Here is an 18,164-nt window from a genome sequence, read left to right on the forward strand (position 1 = left end):
GATGCAATATCGGAATCAGACCCTTGAACCCCTCACCGCCTAGAATTAAACCAGTCCAACTTTCGGGGGCCAGTTCAACCATGAGTGCGGGCTTTAGTACTAGGCAGCGAGATTAATCGACGGCGAACTCGCCCATCTTGTCCCAACCGGTGCGGCCATCGATGTGGACGTTGATGATGTCTGGGGTCTCTACGAGGTACTTGGGGAATTCGTCGCAGGCGCGCTTGAAGTGCTCGCCCTGAACGTGCTCTACGTCCTTGCCATCTGCGTAGGACTCGAGCAGCAGGAAGCGCTGAGAATCTTCCGGATCGCGGTACCACTTGAAGTCGATGCAACCCGGCTCGGCGTTGCAAGCCTCGGTGTACCAGTTGATCTCATCAAGGAAAGTATCGGCGTATTCAGGCTTTACGTGGAACTGTACGTTAATCAAAATCATGCCCCCGATTCTATCAATATTGTTCCCACTGCGTCATGGCTGCTCTGCCATGCGCGCGGGCCTCAGGAGAATCGGGGGCAGGTATCGCGGGAATAAGAACTAGTTAAGGAAGTATTCCGCGATGTAGATGAACTCGCCATCAAAGGCAGTAGCGACGCCGTAACCGTACTCGGGTCCGGGGGTTACCTCGAGGCCCCGGTTGAACCAGTTGAGGCGCTCCTGGGCTTGTTCTTCAGACAGACGGTAGACGTTGCCTTGACCCTCATCGGTGTGGGTCACGCCGCTTGCCACGTCGCCGTAGTACGTAAGCTCACCGCCTGCACCCTGGTTTGCCCATTCCTGTGCGATAGCGGTTGCGGTCTCATCTGGGTGGTGACCAGCCTGGGCTAGGTGATCGGCGGTGGCTACCTGCAAGTCAGCGGCAACCTGCGGGGCCTCGAAGGCCTGTGGCTCCGGAGCGGCTTCAGTCGTAGGCGCTTCTTCCGCTGCTACTTCCGGTTCAGCTTCAGGTGCGGCCTTTAGAAAGCTGGGCAAAGTAACGTTGTACTTTTCAGCAAGGGTGGAAACCTGCTGAACCTGCGGGGCCGCGGTAAGCTCCGCAGAAGCCACTGCCGTGGTACCAGACAGGGCGAGTACGGTGGTCAGGACTGCTGCGGTGGCGCTTCGAATCGGCTTCATGTTTTTCAGCTTGTCATAACTTTTCAGAGGGCGAAAGCATATCGCCGGTTCCGCCCCACTTCGATATGGCTTTGTTATACAAGCGGTGCTCTGCGTGCTCTGGGTTACCTCGCGGGGTTAAGAAGCCCTAGGAAGCCTAATAAATACCAACATCGAGTTCATTGAATTGCCGCTGCAGCTCCTCCGAATCAATGGAACGGGCAAGATCGGGCCCGGCGATGGCCGCAAATCCATCGAGGACAGAGTTCCCGTAATTATGGCCCACACCATCGGGAACATCCTTGGCTCCGGGTAGATCCGCAGCAACTTGCAGGTAGGTAATAATAGGCATCCACTGCATCACGCGCTCACGCGAATAGGGGCTGTCTTCTTTCATCCAATCCGGCTCTTTGAAGGCCAATCCGGGCGACCACCAGCTCACAGGATCGGAAGGGTGCTGAATATATAGCATGCGGGTCCTGCCCCACTCCTCTTCCGGAACGCGTCCCCAGCGGCGGACTTGGTCCACCTCGTTGGCAAAACGGACCACGAGCCCGCCGGCGTAGACCGGCGAGATTTCTGTCGACCCGGGATCACGGCGCTCCACAAACTGCGAGCGCAACTGGTTAAAGTGCGGCGGGCCTGTTAATAAGATGCCATCGACGGAGTTGGCGATATCGCGCACGCCAGAAAAGGCAGCCTCGATACCGGTTGTGCCTAAGGACTCGCCGTAGAGGTAGAGCTTGGGCCGGTCATCTTCGGGCAGCGAATTCCACCAGTCCACGACGGGGTTGATGAACTCTTCCCCGGCGCGCTCTACTTGGCCGCCGCCGCCAAGGAAGTGGAAAACGGACGGCATGGCGGAATACTGCGCTGCGGCAATGGCGGTATCCCCTCCATAGAGCAGTTCGAAGGCTTGCGCGGAATAAGACGATACCCAGCCGGTACCGGTGGTCATGGTCAATAGGAGGGCCTTGCGGTCTTGGGCGTGGGTGCGCTCGAGTTCATCGATAAGCAATTGCGCCCGCCCTTCATTGGAATCGCGGTTGCCTAGGCCGGCGTAGGCACGGATGGGCTCCTTGGCGGGTTTACCAGTCACCTGTTCAAGCTCGGCCTTATGCGCACCGGAACTTAGGAACCGGGAGCCTTGCAGGCCTACGCCGTTCCAGTCGACATCAGAAGTTGGCGATCCGGAGCGCTCGCTCAGGGTAGGGCGCTGAGCATCCGGATCAGGGTCGGCATTCTGGGCAGTAAAAACCCTATCGCCCAAGCCCACGATGGCACCGGGAATGATGTTTTCAATGGTGTAGATAGCGATGACCGCAACGATGAGTACTGCCCCGAGGCGGCGGTATGTGGAGCGGAACCGCTGCGGGAAGCGCCGCGCTAACCAGCGCACCAGAAAGATAATGGAGCGCAGGATGAGCAGGAAAGCGGTAAATACCACCAAGGCCAAAGGCACGACCAGCAGGTAGCTGGACATGGACGGCGCGGGCACGGAATATACGCGTGCGAGCTCGTGCTGCCACCGCACGGCAATAATCACGAAACCGACCAGCCAGGCGATGAACGCGCCCGTGGCGATGCGCGCGAGCAGCCGGTAGCGCTTAGGCTCCCACGCGGAGGCGGCAAGCCATGGGTACTTATCCGCCCATTTGCTCACGACGAAGCGATACCACACCAGCTTCACACCGATGCCCACCACGTAACCGAAACCGGCAGCAAGGCCCGAAATCAGGCCTTGATAGGGCCAATCGCGGGGCAAAATGGACGGAGTAAGGCCCAGCGTAGACAAAATGGCGGCGCCGATAACGCCCCACGGATCGAGGTGGCGGGCAATATCAGCGATGCGAGCTTCTACTGTTCGAGCTTCTCCCCTAACTCCAGCCATTCCATCTCCAAATCCTCATAGGCGCTGCGATTGTCCTTTAATTCCGTATCGAGTCGAGTCATCGCTTCGGTATCGACTTCTTCTGCCGCCGCAGCCAATTTCTCATTGATCTGCGCGGCGGATTTTTCCAGCTTCTGCATCTTCCGCTCGAGTGCGTTCATCTTCTTGGTGATTTCGCGCTCTTGCTGGGAAGAAAGCTTCTTCTCCTGCTTCGGTGTCGCCGCCTCCGACTTCTTTTCTCCCAGGTTTATAACCCCAGTGTTTTTGCCGGCCTCGATTTCTTCACGCTTGCGCAGATACTCGTCGATGCCGCCGGGAAGGTTCGTCAGGTTGCCATCGCCAAAGAGCGCGTACGTATTATCCGCAATGCGCTCGATGAGATAGCGATCGTGCGAAATGACTACCAAGGTACCCGGCCAGGAATCGAGTAGAGATTCCAATTCCTGAAGCGTATCGATGTCCAGGTCATTGGTGGGCTCGTCTAGCAGCAAAACATTGGGTTCTGCCATGAGCACGCGGGTGAGCTGGAGGCGGCGGCGCTCGCCACCGGAGAGGTCACCGACCGGGGTGCGCTGGCGCTTGGCTGAAAAGCCAAGGCGCTCGGCCAGCTGGGAGGCGCTGAGCTCTTTTTTGCCTAGCTGCACGTAGGTGGCAACGTCCTCGACGGCATCGAGAAGCCGGCGTTGCGGATCCAAGTCATCGAGTTCCTGGCGCAACCATCCCAAGCGCACCGTTTGGCCCTCGATGCGCTTTCCGGCTGCGAGCTCGTATTCGCCCGCCAGCGTGCGCAGCAACGTGGTCTTTCCAGACCCATTCACGCCGACGAGACCGATGCGCTCGCCCGGAGCCAAGCGCCAGGTGAGGTGGTCAACCAAGGTGCGGCCATCCGGGGACTTAATCGTGGCATCTTCTAGCTCGATGACCACGCGGCCCTGGCGCTGCTTGGAAAAGGACATGAGCTCGACCTTGTTGCGCGGCTCGGGGACATCAGAAATTAGCGCTTCCGCAGCCTCAATCCGGTAGCGCGGTTTCGAGGTACGCGCCGGTGCCCCGCGGCGCAGCCACGCCAATTCCTTGCGGGCCAGGTTTTTGCGGCGTTGCTCCATCGCATCGGCCTGGCGGGCGCGCTCGGCGCGGGCAAACGTCCAGTCGTTGTATCCGCCCTCGTACGCATCGACCGTGCCGTCGTGGACCTCCCATGTCCAGGTGGCAATGGTATCGAGGAACCAGCGGTCGTGGGTGACCACGATCACGGCGAGGTTGCGCTTGAGCAGGTGGTCAGCCAGCCACTGCACGCCTTCCACGTCCAGGTGGTTCGTGGGCTCATCGAGCACCACGAGGTCTAAATCCTGCACCAGCGCGGCGGCAAGGTTCACGCGGCGGCGCTCACCGCCGGACAGGGAGCTCACGGGAGTATCTAGCCCCAGGTCCACGATGCCAAGGCCGCCGAGCACGTCGCGCACCTTGGCGTTGGAGGCCCATTCGTAGGTCTCGAGCTCGAAGGGTTCAATGATCGCCTGCGCGATGGTGAGCTCTTCGGGCAGATCAAAGCGCTGCGTCACCACGGCCATGCGCAGATCCGAGGTGTGGGATACACGGCCGGAATCCGGCGGCTCAATACCGGTGAGCACTTCCAGCAAGGTGGTCTTGCCGCCGCCGTTAACGCCCACGATGCCGATGCGATCCCCGGTTTGTACGCCGAGTGATACCCCATCAAGGAGAGTTTTTAAGCCATAGGATTTCGTGACTTGCTCGAGGTTAATCAGGTTTGCCATAACAGGAACTCATCTTAATACCTCCCTACCGTCACCCCCGCATCCCCAAACATGTTGCTACCGAATTTCACTTGCAATACTCTGCGTGTGTATGAAGAAGCACACACTTACCCTCTGCACTATCCTCTCTGCCTCAGCTCTCACCATCGCTTCCTGCTCGGCGCCGGAAGAAGACACCGACGCCCAAAACACCAACGAAGCCACCACCGCGGAAAGCCACGAACACGATCATGATCACGAGGGCCACTCCCACGACGGTATGGAGGCCGAAGAAGGACAGACCGAGGTAGCCCAGCTTCCCACGCGCATCGTCTTCTCCCACGCTGATGGTCTGACCACCTACGATGCCAAATCCGGCGATATTCTCGATGAAGAGGAGATGAATTCGTTCCTCCGCCTCAATGACGCCGGCAATGACCGCCACGTCATGGTGACCAAGGGCGATAACTTCCTCACCTACGACACCGGCCGCATCACCAAGGCTCACGGCGACCACAACCACTACTACACCGCGGATCCAGAGCTGGGCGATGACAAGATTAAGGCGCCCCACGCTGGCCACGTGGTCCACCACGATGGTTTTACCGCCCTATTTTCTGATGGCGATGGCGTAGCCAAGATTTATAAGACCGAGGACATCGGTTCCAAGGACGCCAAGCCCGTCAACACCGTCAAAACCGGCGAGGGGCACCACGGCGTGGCCGTCCCGCTTGAGGATGGCTCCGTGGTCATCACCAAGGGCACCGAAGACGAGCGCCACACCATCCAGCACCTGGACAAGGACGGCAAGGTCTTGGATGAAACCACCGAGTGCCCCGGCGTCCACGGCGAAGCAGCCGCTGGAAATGGCAAGCTCTTCTTCGGCTGCGAAGACGGCCCCGTAGTCTTTGACGGCTCCAAGTTCCACAAGGTAGACGTCTCCGACTATGCCGGTGCCGATGGCTACCAGCGCTCCGGAAACTCCGCGGGATCCGAAGAATCCAATGTCATCTTGGCGGATAACAAGACCGAGAAGGACGCCGATTTCGAGCGCCCCACCTCGGTAACCTTGATCAATACTGAGGACTACTCCGCCAAAAAGGTGGACTTGGACGGCTCCTACTGGTTCCGCTCCCTGGCACGCGGCCCTATGGGCGAGGCCCTGGTGCTCACCACCGACGGCAAGCTCAATGTCATTGACCCAGACTCCGGGGAAATCACCAAGCAGATCGACGCAATTTCCAAGTGGAAGGAAAACGAGGAGTGGCAGCAGCCAGGCCCAATCCTGAAGGCCGCCAATGGCTATGCCTACATCACGGATGCACAGAAGAAGGAGCTCGTCGTCATCGACCTCCTGCGCGGTAAGGAAACCGACCGCTACGAGCTGGACTTCGAGCCCACCGAAATGGCCGTGCTCTAAGTCTCCAGCGCTCTAATGCTCGTGCTTGGCGATGCCCATCCCCATCGCCCCAAGCTAGAGCACTTCCGCACCCGCAGCCGGGCCCTGGGCTACAACGCCCTTGGTGCCCGGTATTTCTATGCTGACCTGTGCTGCAACTTCTTCCGCTTCTTCGCGGGTGGCGCATAAGAACGCGCAGGTGGGCCCGCTGCCGGAGACGATGCCGTTGAGCGCGCCCGCATCCATGCCCGCCTCCAAGGTCTTGCGGAGATCTGGGCGCAGGGATAGCGCGGCGGGCTGCAGGTCATTGTGCAGGTGCGCTGCCACGCGCTGGGCATCGCCGGAAATGAGCGCTTGGGAAATCTCCGTCGTATCAAGCGCCGGCGCAGTTACCCGCCCCGCATCGCGCAATTCATCGAGCTTGCGGAACACACTAGGTGTGGATAGGCCGCGATCGGAGGCAATCAGCGCCCAGTGATAGGTACCCCTAGTCATCATGGAAGTCAACTGCTCCCCGCGCCCGGTACCAAGCGCCGTGCCGCCCAGCAGGGTAAACGGCACGTCGGAGCCAAGAGCGGCGCCCAAGGCATCCAGAATGTGCTCTCCTACCGAATCGATTCCGTAATAACGACCGTAGCAGCGCTCCGCAAGGCGCAGCGCCGCCGCTGCATCCGCGGAACCGCCTGCCATGCCGCCGGCGGTGGGAATTGCCTTGTGAATCTCAAGGCCCACCTCCGGAATCTTGATGCCGCCGCGGGTGACATACAGGTGTTGCATGATGCGGTCCACCGCAGTCCACGCCAAGTTCGTGTCATCCTCTGGCACGCCCGCCACGTGCGGACCGGATACCTTGAGGTACTGCACGCGGGGTTTATCTACTTCGGCGTTGCCTAAATCAGTCAGCGTTACCGTATCGTGCAGGCTCAGGGACTGAAAGACCGTGACCAGCTCGTGAAAGCCATCCTCCCGCGGTTCCGCCACGCCAAGGTACACATTGACCTTGGCGTGCGCATGCGCTGTATAGGTTATCGGCTCGTTTCCGTGTGGTGCGCTCACTGTAGTCCTGCCAATCGTACAAAGTCTGCAATAGCGAGCTTCTCCCCGCGCTGCTTCGGATCGATTCCGGCCGCGCGCAGCGCCTCTTCGGCGGCCGCACCGGAACCATAGTGGCCCGATAGTGCGGCGCGGAGGGTCTTGCGGCGTTGGGCAAAGGCGGCATCGACAAGCGGCCAAACCGCAGCGCGCGCGGCATCGTCGACCGGCCAGGACGGGGTATCGAAGACATCGATGCGCACCAAGCCGGAGGCGATATTGGGCGCGGGCCAAAAGACATTCTTGCCAATGGTCCCAGCCTGGCTCACCGTGCCATAAAACCCGGCCTTCACGGAAGGCACGCCGTAGATCTTGCTGCCGGGCTCCGCGGCGAGGCGCTGCGCCACCTCCAGCTGCACCATGACGAGCACGCGGCGGATGGAAGGAAACGTCTCCAAAAAGTGCAAAAGCACCGGCACCGCCACGTTATAGGGCAGGTTGGCCACCAACGCCGTAGGAGCCGCGACATCCTCACTGGTCACGCGCAGCGCGTCTTTTTCCACCACACGCAGGCGCTCAGCGTAGTCGGCGGCGCGCTCTCCCACCGTTTCCGGCAGCTGCGCCGCCAAGCGCGGATCGATTTCCACCGCGGTGAGATCCTCAACGGTCTCCACCAGCCCTAGGGTCAGTGACCCCAACCCGGGGCCGACCTCCACGACGCGGTCTGTGGGATCCAGACCCGCTGCCGCGATGATGCGACGAATGGTATTGGGATCGTGGAGGAAATTCTGTCCCAGTTTCTTTGTGGGCGTGATATCCAGTTTCTCCGCTAAAGCTCGGATTTCTACTGGGCCTAAAAGCGCGGCGCCCGGGGATTCAGTCATGTTCTCTAACCTAGTAGAAGAATGCAGAAAGTCGCACCCCGCGCCGTAGTGACGCGGGGTGCGGTGCAAAATGCGCGGTGCTGCGCGTGCTTTTTAGCGCAGGCCCAACTTGGCGGTACATGCAGGCCATGCGCCCCAGCCCTGGGAGGCTTGTACCTTTTGTGCCACGGCAATCTGCTGCTCGCGGGTGGCCTGCCAAGCCTCAGGTGCGTATTCGGTGCCGCCGAAGCCAGCCCAAGTGGACGGTGCGAATTGCAGGCCGCCGGAGAAACCATTGCCGGTATTGATGGACCAGTTACCGGTGGATTCGCACTGCGCGATGGAATCCCACACGGAGCCATCAGCCACGGCGGGGGCAGCCGCGCCCGAGTTACCGCCTTGCGGCTCCGGCTCCGCCTGCTTGGTGCCGCGGGCAATGGTCGCAGGCTTTGGCCCTACAACGACCTCATCCTTGATGACTTCTTCGGATTCCTTCTTGCCGTTCTTCAGGACCACCTTGCGGGTGATTTCGCGCTTGCCCTTTTCGCCTTGCTCGCGCACCTCTTCAGCGCCAACTTCCAGCTCAGGGTCATCCACGAAATGCGGCTCGGCCTCGAATTCCTCAGTGACATCCTCGGTCTGAATGTCTATCCGCTCAACCTTGATAGACATGCCCTCGGTGACCTTTTCTTCCTTGGCTGGGAAAACGCGGTCATCCTCATCGAGCTTGATACCGCGCTCCTTGAGCACATCGTCCACGGTCTTGGCGGCAATCTTGGTGTAGGTATTCTTGCCCCCATCGTTGATCTTGATGATCTTGGGGGAAACGACCTCTAGATCCATGCCATCTTTTAGCTGGGTATCTTTATCCACGTCATCCTCGCCAGACTTCACGGCAGCTCCCGGGTTTACGCCCTGCAGGTTATTGAGCAGATCAGACACGGTGAGATCAGTAGTAGAAAGCTGCTGCTGTTCACCATCGATGGATACGGCAACCGGCTTGGCGGTGCGCACGGAGATCTCATCGCCATCGGCCACGGACTCAGATGGTGCGGGCGAGACGATGTCTTCTTCGCCCACCTGGACGCCGGCCGCCTGCAGGGCGCCGTCCACGTCCTTGGCAAAGGTGGCCAGCTCTACCTTGTCACCGTTGACTTCTACGACTAGGTCTTTCTGCGCAGCAACCGCCACGACACCGCCTACGACGAGGGTGCTCAAGACGCCACCCGTTGCCAGGCGCAGCGGCAGGGAACGTGAATTATTGATGCGCTTAATGTGGTGAGGTGCCATGTGTAGTTAATCTCCGGTGGTGCTGTCTATCCAGTATCACAATTATTGCCGCGGGCTAGGGAAACCAGCGGCGGTGCCGCGACTACTCCACTGTGAACCAGCGCGGCGGGAAGGTAGAGGCGTTAAGCCTCAACGAACAATCAATAACAATACGATAACGAGTAAGGAAAGTCGAGAAGCGCTGCGCCACAGCTATAACTGGCGAAAACAGTTGTCACATCCAGCACCCATGCCACCAGCGACCAGCGTATTTAATTTTGTGACAATCCTCACTCGCCTGTCGTCTTAATTCCATACACCCGGTCAAAAGTCTCATTGACCTCCGCCGCCAATGCCTGAGTGGTCTGGTGACGCGCCCGAGCAATGCAGTCATAGGTGTGCCCAATCAGGGAAGGCTCATTGCGCTGCCCGCGGAACGGCTCCGGGGTCATAAACGGCGCATCAGTCTCCACCAGCAACTGCCCCGCCGGAGCCAGAGCTGCCGCCTGGCGCAACTGCGCATTGCGCTTAAAGGTGACATTGCCAGCAAAGGACAACACGTAACCGCGCTCTAATGCTTCTTCTGCCACCCGCAGCGGTGAGGAGAAGCAGTGAAGCATGACGGTTTCAGGCGTGGGGGCATCAGCAAGAATGCGCAGCAAATCCTTATCCGCCTCGCGGTTATGGATCATAAGGGTCTTGCCGGTGCGCACCGCCAGATCGATATGCCAGCGCAGAGATTCTTCTTGTTGGACCAAGCTCGCGGTGGTCTCCGGTTCGTGGTGGACCCAATAGGCGTCCATGCCGGTCTCGCCCACCGCCACGCACCGCGGATCCGCCACCATGTCCTCCAAAGCGGCTTTGGTGGGCGCGTCTAGCTCATTCGCCCGCACCGGGTGGATGGCACAGGCGGCATACACATTGGGAAACGCGTGCGCGGTCGCAAGCGCCGCTTCGGACTCGCGGCGGTCATCGCCTACCGTCACCAGGCGGGATACCCCGGCGGCGCGGGCGCGGTTGACCAGCACCCCATCGGTATCTTTATGCGAGAAAAGGTGCGTATGCGCATCACTGAGCCCGCTGAGCCCTGGGGCTGGAATGGGAGTAGGACGTCGCTTCTTTTTAGACATACCCGCAATTGTAATATTGGCAGCTATGTTGATCAGACCAGCGGACCTGAGCGATGTCCCCGCCATGACCGATACCCTCAACTGGGCCATCGAGCACACCGATGTCATCTTTAACTCCACCCCAGTCACCGTGGCTGAACGCGAAGAACACCTGCGCCACATCCAGGACATGGAGTGTCCTTTCCTCATTGCCGAAACCGATGCGGGCGAATACTTGGGCTGGGCGCTCTATCACCCCTACCGCAATCCCCGCATCTGGCAGGGCTGCTATGAAACCACGATCTACCTTTCCCCCAATGCCCAGGGCCAAGGCGTGGGCACCGCCCTTATGGGCGAGCTGGTAGAACGCGCCCGGGCGGATGAGAAGGTGCATTCGCTGCTCGCCTTGATCGTGTCTACTAATACGGCATCATTAAAGTTGCATGAAAAGTTCGGGTTTGAAAACGTGGGAACTCTCAAAGAGGTAACCTACAAATTCGATCACTGGCTTAGCCTCACCCACTTAGAACTTCTGGTGTAAAGGACTTTTGATGCATATTCGCCCCGCTGAGCTTGCCGATGCCCCCTCGATTTCCGCCATCTACAACGCCGCCTCCGCCGCTAAACCAGCCAATAACCTCATCACCTGGCAAGAAGAGGTTTCTGACCGCGAGGATTGGCTAAAAGACATGGCCAAGGCGGGCTCGCCTGTGCTCGTTGCCGTAGACGATGATGAAATCATCGGCTGGGCCGCCTACTTTCAATTCGTCACGCCCGCCATCTACTACGGCACCGTCGAAGATTCCGTATACATCTCCCCCGCAGCCCAGGGCAAGGGCGTAGGCTCCGAGCTTCTCGATGCCCTCATGGACATCGCTGCCGACGATCCCTATATCGAAACCATGATTACCTACATCGTGGATAGCAATGCCGGTTCCATCGCACTGCACAAGAAGTTTGGGTTTAAAGAAACCGGCCGTATGCCCAATATCCACACCAAGGACGGCGTGCGCCTAGGTTTGGTTCATCTGCAGCGCGATTTCCAGCACTAGGCAGAACCTTAAAGGCATAACAAAAGCGCGGTGGCCTTCCCTTTCATTGGGACTGGCCACCGCGCTTTGTATATCTAGCGGGGTGCTACCGCGCTAGTTCACCACCGGCGCCCATTCCGGGCCGGTTTCGCCGAGCTCTGGATCCAGCTTGGAAATAAGCGGCTTCGGCTTTGCCAAGGTAGTACCCGGTGCCACCTGGATGCGCTCCCACTTGGCCTGCTGCTGGGTGTAGTCACCCATAATGACAGGATATTCGTGGTTTTCTGGGGGAAGCCCCGCACCTACGAGCTCAACCGGGATATCATCCTTGACCTCGCGCACCTCAGGCTGCGCGGCCCATTCGCCCGTGCGGCCCAGAGTCTCGTGCACCTTTTGCGCGGTAAATGGCAGGAATGGGGTGAGCATGACATTGCAGTCAGACACAACCTGCAGGGCGGTCCACAAGACGGTGGCTAGGCGCTCACGCTGGGTTTCATCCTTGGCCAGCTTCCATGGCTCTTGGGAGGCGATATAGGCATTCGCCTCGCCCACCACGTGCATGATGGAGACAATGGCCTGCTTGAACTTGGATTGCTCCAGCAGGTTACCGGCGGTGTTAAAGGTCTCCTCCGCCAGCTGCAAAATGGCCTCGTCGCGCTCCTCCAGGGCCGCTGGAACCGGAACCTCGCCAAAGTTCTTGTGCGCCATGGATACGGTGCGGTTAACCAAGTTGCCCCAGCCATTGGCAAGTTCGTTATTGACGCGGCGCACGAATTCATCCCACGTAAAGTCCGCGTCGTTGTTTTCCGGGCCAGCCACGGCAATGAAGTAACGCAGCGGATCCGGACCGAACTCCGCCAGGAAGTCCTTAACGTAGATCACCACGCCCTTGGACGAGGAGAACTTGGAGCCGGACATAGTCAAGTATTCCGAGGACACGATTTCCGTTGGCAGGTCCAACTCACCGTACTGGTGCAGCTCGCCGCCCTTGGAGCCCTTGCCGGCATAGCCCAGCAATTCCGCCGGCCAGATCTGCGAGTGGAAGGTGATATTGTCCTTGCCCTGGAAGTAATAGTGGCGGGTTTCTGGGTCCTGCCAGAATTCCTTCCACGCCTCCGGCTGGCCGGTGCGGTGTGCCCACTCGATGGAGGCGGACAGATAGCCCACGACGGCGTCGAACCACACATACAGCTTCTTCGCGTTATTGTCCTGCCAGCCGTCCACCGGAATGGGAATGCCCCAGTCAATATCGCGAGTCATGGTGCGCGGGCGCATATCCTCCAGCAGGTTCAGGGAGAACTTCAACACGTTCGGGCGCCAATCCTCGCGGGTGGAAAGCCACTTTTGCAGCTCATCCTTAAGAGATGGCAAATCCAGCAGGAAGTGCTCGGTCTCCACGAACTGCGGCGTTTCGCCGTTAATCTTGGATACCGGGTCTATGAGGTCTACCGGGTCCAGCTGGTTACCGCAGTTATCGCACTGGTCACCGCGGGCGCCATCCGCGCCGCAAATGGGGCACGTGCCCTCGATATAGCGGTCCGGCAGCGTGCGGCCGGTGGACGGAGAGATTGCCCCCTTGGTGGTCTCCTTCAGCATGTAGCCGTTCTCATTGAGACCCTTGAACAGCTCCTGCACCACCGAGTAGTGATTACGGGTGGTGGTACGGGTAAAAAGGTCATACGACAAGCCGAGGTTAGCCAGATCGTTGACGATCTGACGGTTATAGCGATCCGCGAGTTCGCGAACGGATACGCCTTCCTTATCGGCCTGGACCAGCAACGGGGTGCCGTGCTCATCCGTACCGGAGACCATGAGTACGTTGCGGCCACGCATTCGCTGGAAGCGAGCGAATACGTCAGAGGGAACGCCAAAGCCAGCCACGTGACCGATGTGGCGCGGGCCATTGGCATATGGCCAGGCAACATTTACTACTAAAGACTCAGTCATGGAGTCCAGTTTATCGAAGCACCTGCATGAACACACGTTGAGGGCACATTACCTCTCCGACCGAAAAACGCCCGCCTCCCTCCCAACTCTGGGAAAGCGGCGGGCGCTGCTACCGAAGGCGGTAGATGGTCTATCTACTTGCGCTTCATCGGGTTCTTCAAACGCTCGTTGCGGCGCTTCTTGAGCACCTGCGTGCGCTGGTAGTCGCGGTGCAAGCGCCGCTCGCGGGCCATCTTGCGCTGGAACTGCTGCGCCTCACGGTACTCGAGGTAGATGATGTCCTGGCTCAAGTCCTTGTAGATGGCGAACATCAAGCCAATGACGATAAACAAGAACGGCAGCGCCGCCACGATGGTGACGTTCTGCAGGTTGGACAGCGCGTCCTCATTGACCAAAAGCAGGGTGAGGCCAACGGCTGCGGTCAGGGCACCCCACATGGCGGAGAGCCACGGCTTCGCGGTTGCGGCACCGTTTTGGGTCATCGAACCCATCACGGTGGAAGCGGAGTCCGCGGAGGTGATGAAGAAGGTGGACAGCAAGATGACGGCGACGACGCCGGCAATGAAGCCACCAGGCAGGTTGTGCAGGAGATTAAACAGCTCTACCTCGGCGGATTCGCCGGTGATGGATTCGCCGTTTTGCTCCATGTGGATTGCGGTGCCGCCGAAGATGGCGAACCACAGTGTGGAAACGCCGGCTGGGATGAGCAGGACGCCTAGGCAGAACTCGCGGACGGAACGACCGCGGGAAATGCGCGCCAAGAACATGCCCACGAACGGGGACCAGGAGACCCACCATGCCCAGTAGAAGATGGTGTAGCCAGACAGCCACTCGCCGGCGGTGCCGTTTTCGGATTCTGCGGTACGGCCGATCATCTCGGTGAAGTAGTTGAAGTAGTTACCGATGGATCCTGGAACCTGGTTCAGGATGGTCACCGTTGGGCCCAAGATGAAGACGAAGATGGCCAGCACCGCAGCCAAGACCATGTTGGCATTGGACACGTACTGAATGCCCTTGCCCACACCGGACAGTGCGGACAGTAAGAAGGCCAGGGTCAGGACCAAGACAATACCGATAACCACGGACTGGGTTGGGTTATCGATGATGCCGGATGCCTCCAGGCCAGCCTGGATCTGCAGCGCGCCAAGGCCCAGGGAGCAGGCGGTGCCGAAGACGGTGGCGAAGATGGACAGGATGTCAATGAATTTGCCCAATCCGCCGTTGGCCCGGCGCTCGCCGATGAGCGGGACGAAGGCCTGGCTCAGCAGCTGCTTGCGGCCGATGCGGTAGGTGGAGTACGCGATGGCCAAACCAACGATGGCGTACACAGCCCAGGGGTGCAGCGTCCAGTGGAACATGGCATAGGCCATGGACGATCCCACGTTTTCCGTTCCCCGGCCGGGAGTGCCGTCGCGGTAGTTCGCGAGCGGCTCGGAAGCGCCGTAGAACATCAGGCCGATGCCCATACCGGCAGCGAACATCATGGCAATCCACGAAGGCGTGGAAAATTCCGGTTCCTCATTAATATGGCCCAACCTGATGGAGCCAAACTTGGAGGAAGCGATGAAGATAACGAAGGCCACGAAGACGGTGCCAAAGAGCACGTAGGCCCAACCGAACTTATCGACGACCCACGTCAGGGCCGCGGAAGAAAAGTCCGCGAAGTTATCCGGTGCGGCAAGGCCCCAGATAACGATGGCGGCAACGAGCACACCCGCAATCCCCATGATGGTCCAGTCAATCGGGATATTATCGCGGTCTGCGGCGATTTCGATTTCCGGATCGTCATACTCTTCGGGGTGGAACCCCTCAGAGTTGATCATGTCCTGGATCTGGCTCGTCGCCGTCTGCTCGTCCAGTGCCTCTTCTACCGTTTGATAATCCTCAATCGGCTGATCACTCGAAGCAGTAGAGGTGGTCCCAGCAGGCGCTTCACCGGACCCCTTTCCTTCTTCGGGCACACCAGTGCCGTTATTTTCAGTATTAGTCATGCTCTCTACAGTGGCGGCGCGACCCCAATTTTTCAAACCGTTTTGTTAACAAAACCCCAGCTTACGCACATTTTTGGGCATTTCCTTAAGGCTTCCTGCACGCCCATAGGCTGCATATCCCCACGTAGACAGCTTTTGGGCGTCACACGCCCGAGAAATATAACGATTCGATAACATATATAAAAGCATGAAACCACCTGTTAGCACGACTAATTGTGACGTTTTATACGCTGCATAGAAATAACCTGCGGACAGCTCAACAAGTGTTCAATTAGCGGACCGTCAGCGGGCATCCAACGCGGCATCGTATAACTCCCGATTCGACACCCCAGTCCCCTTGGCGGCCTGCTTGCACGCGTCCTTCAAGCGCATGCCGGCCGCGGCCAACTCCAAGGCCTGCGGGACAAGGTCAGCGGCGGTCACGGCAGCGCCGGTTCCGCCTTCGATGACCACGGTAATTTCGCCCTTGACTCCCTCGCTCGCCCATTCGGCCAGCTCAGCTAACGAGCCGCGGCGCACTTCCTCGTACGTCTTGGTCAGCTCGCGGCAGACCGCGGCGAGTCGATCGCCGCCGAGAACCTGGGCGGCATCGGCAAGCGTCTCGGCGATGCGGTGGGGCGATTCAAAAAACACGATGGCGCGTTTTTCATTGCGCAGCGATTCCAGCCATGCCTTTCGCGGACCGGGCTTGCGCGGAGGGAATGCATCGAAGAGGAAGTGGCCCACGCCCAGGCCAGACAAGGCAAGCGCCGTGGGCACCGCTGAGGGGCCCGGGAAACACGTCACGGGAATATCTCTTTCGGCGGCCGCGGCCACCAGTGACAGGCCCGGATCGGAGATGATCGGCATGCCGGCGTCGGTGACCACGAGGACGGTGCCGTGCTGGGCGGCATCGATAAGCTGCTGCGCACGCGCCTGTTCATTGTGGTCGAAGTTGGATACCACGGATCCGGACATCTCGATACCCAGGGCCTGCGCCAGGTTGCGCACGCGGCGGGTATCTTCGGCAGCGATGACATCCGCATGCGCCAATGCCTGCATCAGGCGCGCCGAAGCATCACCGACATTTCCCAAGGGCGTGGCGGCAAGGATAACGCCGCGCGGAAGTGGTTCCAGACCTAAAGCTGACATGCCTCTAGCATTCCACATTCCCCTATGCGCCCGCGCGCAGGCTCGTCGCCTAAACTCTTCTTCGTGACTATTGCTACCGCTGCCCCCGCTAGCTCACCGCGCACCCCACATAACCGCGTGATGCCACCGGCACCGCGTACCTACACGTGGGGCAAGGCCGATTGGATAAGCACAGGCATCATCGCCGTTCTCGCGCTGATTACCCGGTTCGTGGGGCTTACCGCACCGGTGTCCCAGGGCACACCCGTCTTCGATGAAAAGCACTATGTGCCCCAAGCCTGGGACATGGTCAAAAGCTGGGATAACTTAGTCATCGGCGGCATCGAGACCAACCCAGGCTTTGGGCTCGTGGTTCACCCGCCGCTGGGCAAGCAGATTATCGCCCTTTCGGAATGGGTCTTTGGTTATACCCCGCTGGGCTGGCGCTTGATGACGGCCCTCTTCGGCGTCGGCACCGTCCTGATGACCATGGCGCTGGCTCGCCGGTTGTCCTTTTCCTGGCAGGTGGCTACCTTTGCCGGCATTTTAGCCGTGTGTGATGGCGTCCTCTTGGTCTCCGCGAAATTCGGCATGCTGGATATCTTCCAGGTCTTTTTTATCGTCGCCGCTGCGTGGGCGCTTGCCCGCGATCATCAACAAATGCGCGAGCGCCTCCACCAAGCCCTGTTGAACGACGGGATGGGCACCTCCCCATTCGGACCGCGCTTTGGCTTCCGGTGGTGGCGCTTTACCGCCGGCGTCTTCCTAGGACTATCGCTCGCCGTGAAGTGGTCTGGGCTGTACTACATCATGTTTTTCGGGCTGCTCTGCGTCTTTAGTGATCTCGCACTGCGCCGCAAGTATGGCATTCGCCGCTATATCGTGGGCACGCTCATCCGCGATACTCCCGCGGCCCTCGCTTCTCTGGTGGCCGTGCCCGTGCTCATTTATGTGTGGAGCTGGCGCGCGTGGTTTGCCTCAGAGACCGCGGTCTACCGGCACGCCAAGGTGGATGGAACCATCGGGGAAGACTCGTGGCTCATGCACTTACCGGAGCCGGTGGCCGGCTGGTTTTATTACCACTTATCCGTATTGGATTTTCACGCCAGCTTGACCTCTTCTGGTGGCCACCACCACCCTTGGGATTCAAAGCCGTGGGCATGGCTGGCTGGGGCTCGGCCCATTTTGTACTACTCCAGTACGGACCTGGAGTGCAGCGGCGGTGGCGAATGCCGCAAGATGCTCTACCTCTTTGGCACCCCGGCTATCTGGTGGCTGGTGGTCCCCGCAGTCCTTTGGGGACCGTGGTCGCTTATCATCCGCCGCAACCGCGCCTTCCTCATTCCCCTCGTGGGCTTCGCGGCCGGGTTCCTCCCGTGGCTAGCTGCCTTTGACCGGCAGATGTACTTCTTTTATGCCACCGCATTTATCCCGTTTGTCATTGTGCTTCTTGCCCTCACTCTGGGCCAAATGGTCGGGCGCGGTAAGCCCATAAGGTGGCGCTGGATAACGCGAATCGTTGGTGGGACGATGCGGCGGGGAACGCTTGCCGCCGCCTGCTACCTGGCGCTGGTGGTCGCGATGTTCTTCTACTTCGCGCCCATCTTATACGGCTTCATCATCCCGGAATCTTGGTACCAGTCCATGATGTGGCTGCCCAGCTGGAAATAGGTGG

15 protein-coding genes are annotated in these 18,164 nt (G+C 59.6%); 4 read left to right on the plus strand and 11 right to left on the minus strand.

Features of this window, described 5'->3' with window-relative positions:
- Positions 1–112: 112 nt before the first annotated feature.
- From ABRP95_RS05315 to ABRP95_RS05330, 4 genes are all read right to left on the minus strand, one after another.
- Positions 113–436, minus strand: a complete 324-nt coding sequence (locus ABRP95_RS05315) for a putative quinol monooxygenase (RefSeq protein WP_005279956.1) — start codon at positions 434–436, stop codon at positions 113–115.
- Between the two features lie 99 nt (positions 437–535).
- Positions 536–1,114, minus strand: a complete 579-nt coding sequence (locus tag ABRP95_RS05320) for a hypothetical protein (protein ID WP_284770636.1) — start codon at positions 1,112–1,114, stop codon at positions 536–538.
- Positions 1,115–1,250: 136 nt separating this feature from the next.
- Positions 1,251–2,984, minus strand: a complete 1,734-nt coding sequence (locus ABRP95_RS05325) for an alpha/beta-hydrolase family protein (protein ID WP_349839065.1) — start codon at positions 2,982–2,984, stop codon at positions 1,251–1,253.
- Positions 2,951–4,759 (minus strand): ABC-F family ATP-binding cassette domain-containing protein, encoded by a 1,809-nt coding sequence (locus ABRP95_RS05330; protein WP_349839066.1) that lies wholly within the window; start codon positions 4,757–4,759, stop codon positions 2,951–2,953. The genes ABRP95_RS05325 and ABRP95_RS05330 overlap by 34 nt, the downstream gene beginning before the upstream one ends.
- A gap of 91 nt (positions 4,760–4,850) precedes the next feature.
- Here ABRP95_RS05330 and ABRP95_RS05335 point away from each other — a divergent pair, with 91 nt between their 5' ends.
- Positions 4,851–6,158 (plus strand): hypothetical protein, encoded by a 1,308-nt coding sequence (locus tag ABRP95_RS05335; protein ID WP_349839067.1) that lies wholly within the window; start codon positions 4,851–4,853, stop codon positions 6,156–6,158.
- Positions 6,159–6,212: 54 nt separating this feature from the next.
- Here ABRP95_RS05335 and ABRP95_RS05340 read toward each other — a convergent pair whose 3' ends face one another.
- The 4 genes from ABRP95_RS05340 to ABRP95_RS05355 all read right to left on the minus strand — a co-directional run bounded on the left by ABRP95_RS05340 (position 6,213) and on the right by ABRP95_RS05355 (position 10,431).
- Positions 6,213–7,193: a 4-(cytidine 5'-diphospho)-2-C-methyl-D-erythritol kinase gene (locus tag ABRP95_RS05340; protein ID WP_284819445.1), complete on the minus strand. Its 981-nt coding sequence runs from the start codon at positions 7,191–7,193 to the stop codon at positions 6,213–6,215.
- Positions 7,190–8,053, minus strand: a complete 864-nt coding sequence (gene rsmA / locus ABRP95_RS05345) for a 16S rRNA (adenine(1518)-N(6)/adenine(1519)-N(6))-dimethyltransferase RsmA (protein ID WP_284783727.1) — start codon at positions 8,051–8,053, stop codon at positions 7,190–7,192. The genes ABRP95_RS05340 and rsmA overlap by 4 nt, the downstream gene beginning before the upstream one ends.
- A 93-nt stretch (positions 8,054–8,146) precedes the next feature.
- Positions 8,147–9,322: a resuscitation-promoting factor gene (locus tag ABRP95_RS05350; RefSeq protein ID WP_349839068.1), complete on the minus strand. Its 1,176-nt coding sequence runs from the start codon at positions 9,320–9,322 to the stop codon at positions 8,147–8,149.
- A gap of 269 nt (positions 9,323–9,591) precedes the next feature.
- The gene (locus tag ABRP95_RS05355) at positions 9,592–10,431 is read right to left on the minus strand and encodes a TatD family hydrolase (protein ID WP_349839069.1); all 840 of its coding nucleotides are present in this window, start codon (positions 10,429–10,431) and stop codon (positions 9,592–9,594) included.
- Positions 10,432–10,456: 25 nt separating this feature from the next.
- Here ABRP95_RS05355 and ABRP95_RS05360 point away from each other — a divergent pair, with 25 nt between their 5' ends.
- Positions 10,457–10,951: a GNAT family N-acetyltransferase gene (locus ABRP95_RS05360; RefSeq protein WP_296088367.1), complete on the plus strand. Its 495-nt coding sequence runs from the start codon at positions 10,457–10,459 to the stop codon at positions 10,949–10,951.
- A gap of 10 nt (positions 10,952–10,961) precedes the next feature.
- Positions 10,962–11,462 carry a GNAT family N-acetyltransferase gene (locus ABRP95_RS05365; protein ID WP_284770627.1) on the plus strand — a complete coding sequence of 167 codons (501 nt, stop codon included), beginning with the start codon at positions 10,962–10,964 and terminating at the stop codon, positions 11,460–11,462.
- A 93-nt stretch (positions 11,463–11,555) separates the two neighbouring features.
- On the opposite strand, the gene metG is transcribed toward ABRP95_RS05365, so the two are convergent.
- The 3 genes from metG to rsmI all read right to left on the minus strand — a co-directional run bounded on the left by metG (position 11,556) and on the right by rsmI (position 16,510).
- The gene (metG, locus tag ABRP95_RS05370; protein ID WP_284785416.1) at positions 11,556–13,388 is read right to left on the minus strand and encodes a methionine--tRNA ligase; all 1,833 of its coding nucleotides are present in this window, start codon (positions 13,386–13,388) and stop codon (positions 11,556–11,558) included.
- Positions 13,389–13,522: 134 nt separating this feature from the next.
- Entirely contained in the window at positions 13,523–15,379 is a 1,857-nt protein-coding gene (locus ABRP95_RS05375) for a BCCT family transporter (protein WP_284853818.1), read from the minus strand.
- A 282-nt stretch (positions 15,380–15,661) separates the two neighbouring features.
- On the minus strand, positions 15,662–16,510 hold the full coding sequence (rsmI, locus tag ABRP95_RS05380; protein WP_284783467.1) for a 16S rRNA (cytidine(1402)-2'-O)-methyltransferase: 849 nt from the start codon (positions 16,508–16,510) through the stop codon (positions 15,662–15,664).
- 24 nt (positions 16,511–16,534) lie between these two features.
- On the opposite strand from rsmI, the gene pmt reads away from it, so the two are divergent.
- The gene (gene pmt, locus ABRP95_RS05385) at positions 16,535–18,160 is read left to right on the plus strand and encodes a protein O-mannosyltransferase (RefSeq protein ID WP_502880358.1); all 1,626 of its coding nucleotides are present in this window, start codon (positions 16,535–16,537) and stop codon (positions 18,158–18,160) included.
- The last annotated feature ends 4 nt before the right edge of the window (positions 18,161–18,164 follow it).

The sequence above is a fragment of the Corynebacterium sp. KPL2895 genome (assembly GCF_040225815.1).
In the GTDB taxonomy this organism is placed as follows: domain Bacteria; phylum Actinomycetota; class Actinomycetes; order Mycobacteriales; family Mycobacteriaceae; genus Corynebacterium; species Corynebacterium rhinophilum.

What these genes read in the sequence shown, in the direction of transcription:
- ABRP95_RS05315 (WP_005279956.1), bottom strand. Translation starts at nt 436, where the DNA reads ATGATTTTGATTAACGTACAGTTCCACGTAAAGCCTGAATACGCCGAT.
- ABRP95_RS05320 (WP_284770636.1), bottom strand. Translation starts at nt 1,114, where the DNA reads ATGAAGCCGATTCGAAGCGCCACCGCAGCAGTCCTGACCACCGTACTC.
- ABRP95_RS05325 (WP_349839065.1), bottom strand. Translation starts at nt 2,984, where the DNA reads ATGGCTGGAGTTAGGGGAGAAGCTCGAACAGTAGAAGCTCGCATCGCT.
- ABRP95_RS05330 (WP_349839066.1), bottom strand. Translation starts at nt 4,759, where the DNA reads ATGGCAAACCTGATTAACCTCGAGCAAGTCACGAAATCCTATGGCTTA.
- ABRP95_RS05335 (WP_349839067.1), top strand. Translation starts at nt 4,851, where the DNA reads ATGAAGAAGCACACACTTACCCTCTGCACTATCCTCTCTGCCTCAGCT.
- rsmA (WP_284783727.1), bottom strand. Translation starts at nt 8,053, where the DNA reads ATGACTGAATCCCCGGGCGCCGCGCTTTTAGGCCCAGTAGAAATCCGA.
- ABRP95_RS05350 (WP_349839068.1), bottom strand. Translation starts at nt 9,322, where the DNA reads ATGGCACCTCACCACATTAAGCGCATCAATAATTCACGTTCCCTGCCG.
- ABRP95_RS05355 (WP_349839069.1), bottom strand. Translation starts at nt 10,431, where the DNA reads ATGTCTAAAAAGAAGCGACGTCCTACTCCCATTCCAGCCCCAGGGCTC.
- ABRP95_RS05360 (WP_296088367.1), top strand. Translation starts at nt 10,457, where the DNA reads ATGTTGATCAGACCAGCGGACCTGAGCGATGTCCCCGCCATGACCGAT.
- ABRP95_RS05365 (WP_284770627.1), top strand. Translation starts at nt 10,962, where the DNA reads ATGCATATTCGCCCCGCTGAGCTTGCCGATGCCCCCTCGATTTCCGCC.
- metG (WP_284785416.1), bottom strand. Translation starts at nt 13,388, where the DNA reads ATGACTGAGTCTTTAGTAGTAAATGTTGCCTGGCCATATGCCAATGGC.
- ABRP95_RS05375 (WP_284853818.1), bottom strand. Translation starts at nt 15,379, where the DNA reads ATGACTAATACTGAAAATAACGGCACTGGTGTGCCCGAAGAAGGAAAG.
- rsmI (WP_284783467.1), bottom strand. Translation starts at nt 16,510, where the DNA reads ATGTCAGCTTTAGGTCTGGAACCACTTCCGCGCGGCGTTATCCTTGCC.
- pmt (WP_502880358.1), top strand. Translation starts at nt 16,535, where the DNA reads ATGCGCCCGCGCGCAGGCTCGTCGCCTAAACTCTTCTTCGTGACTATT.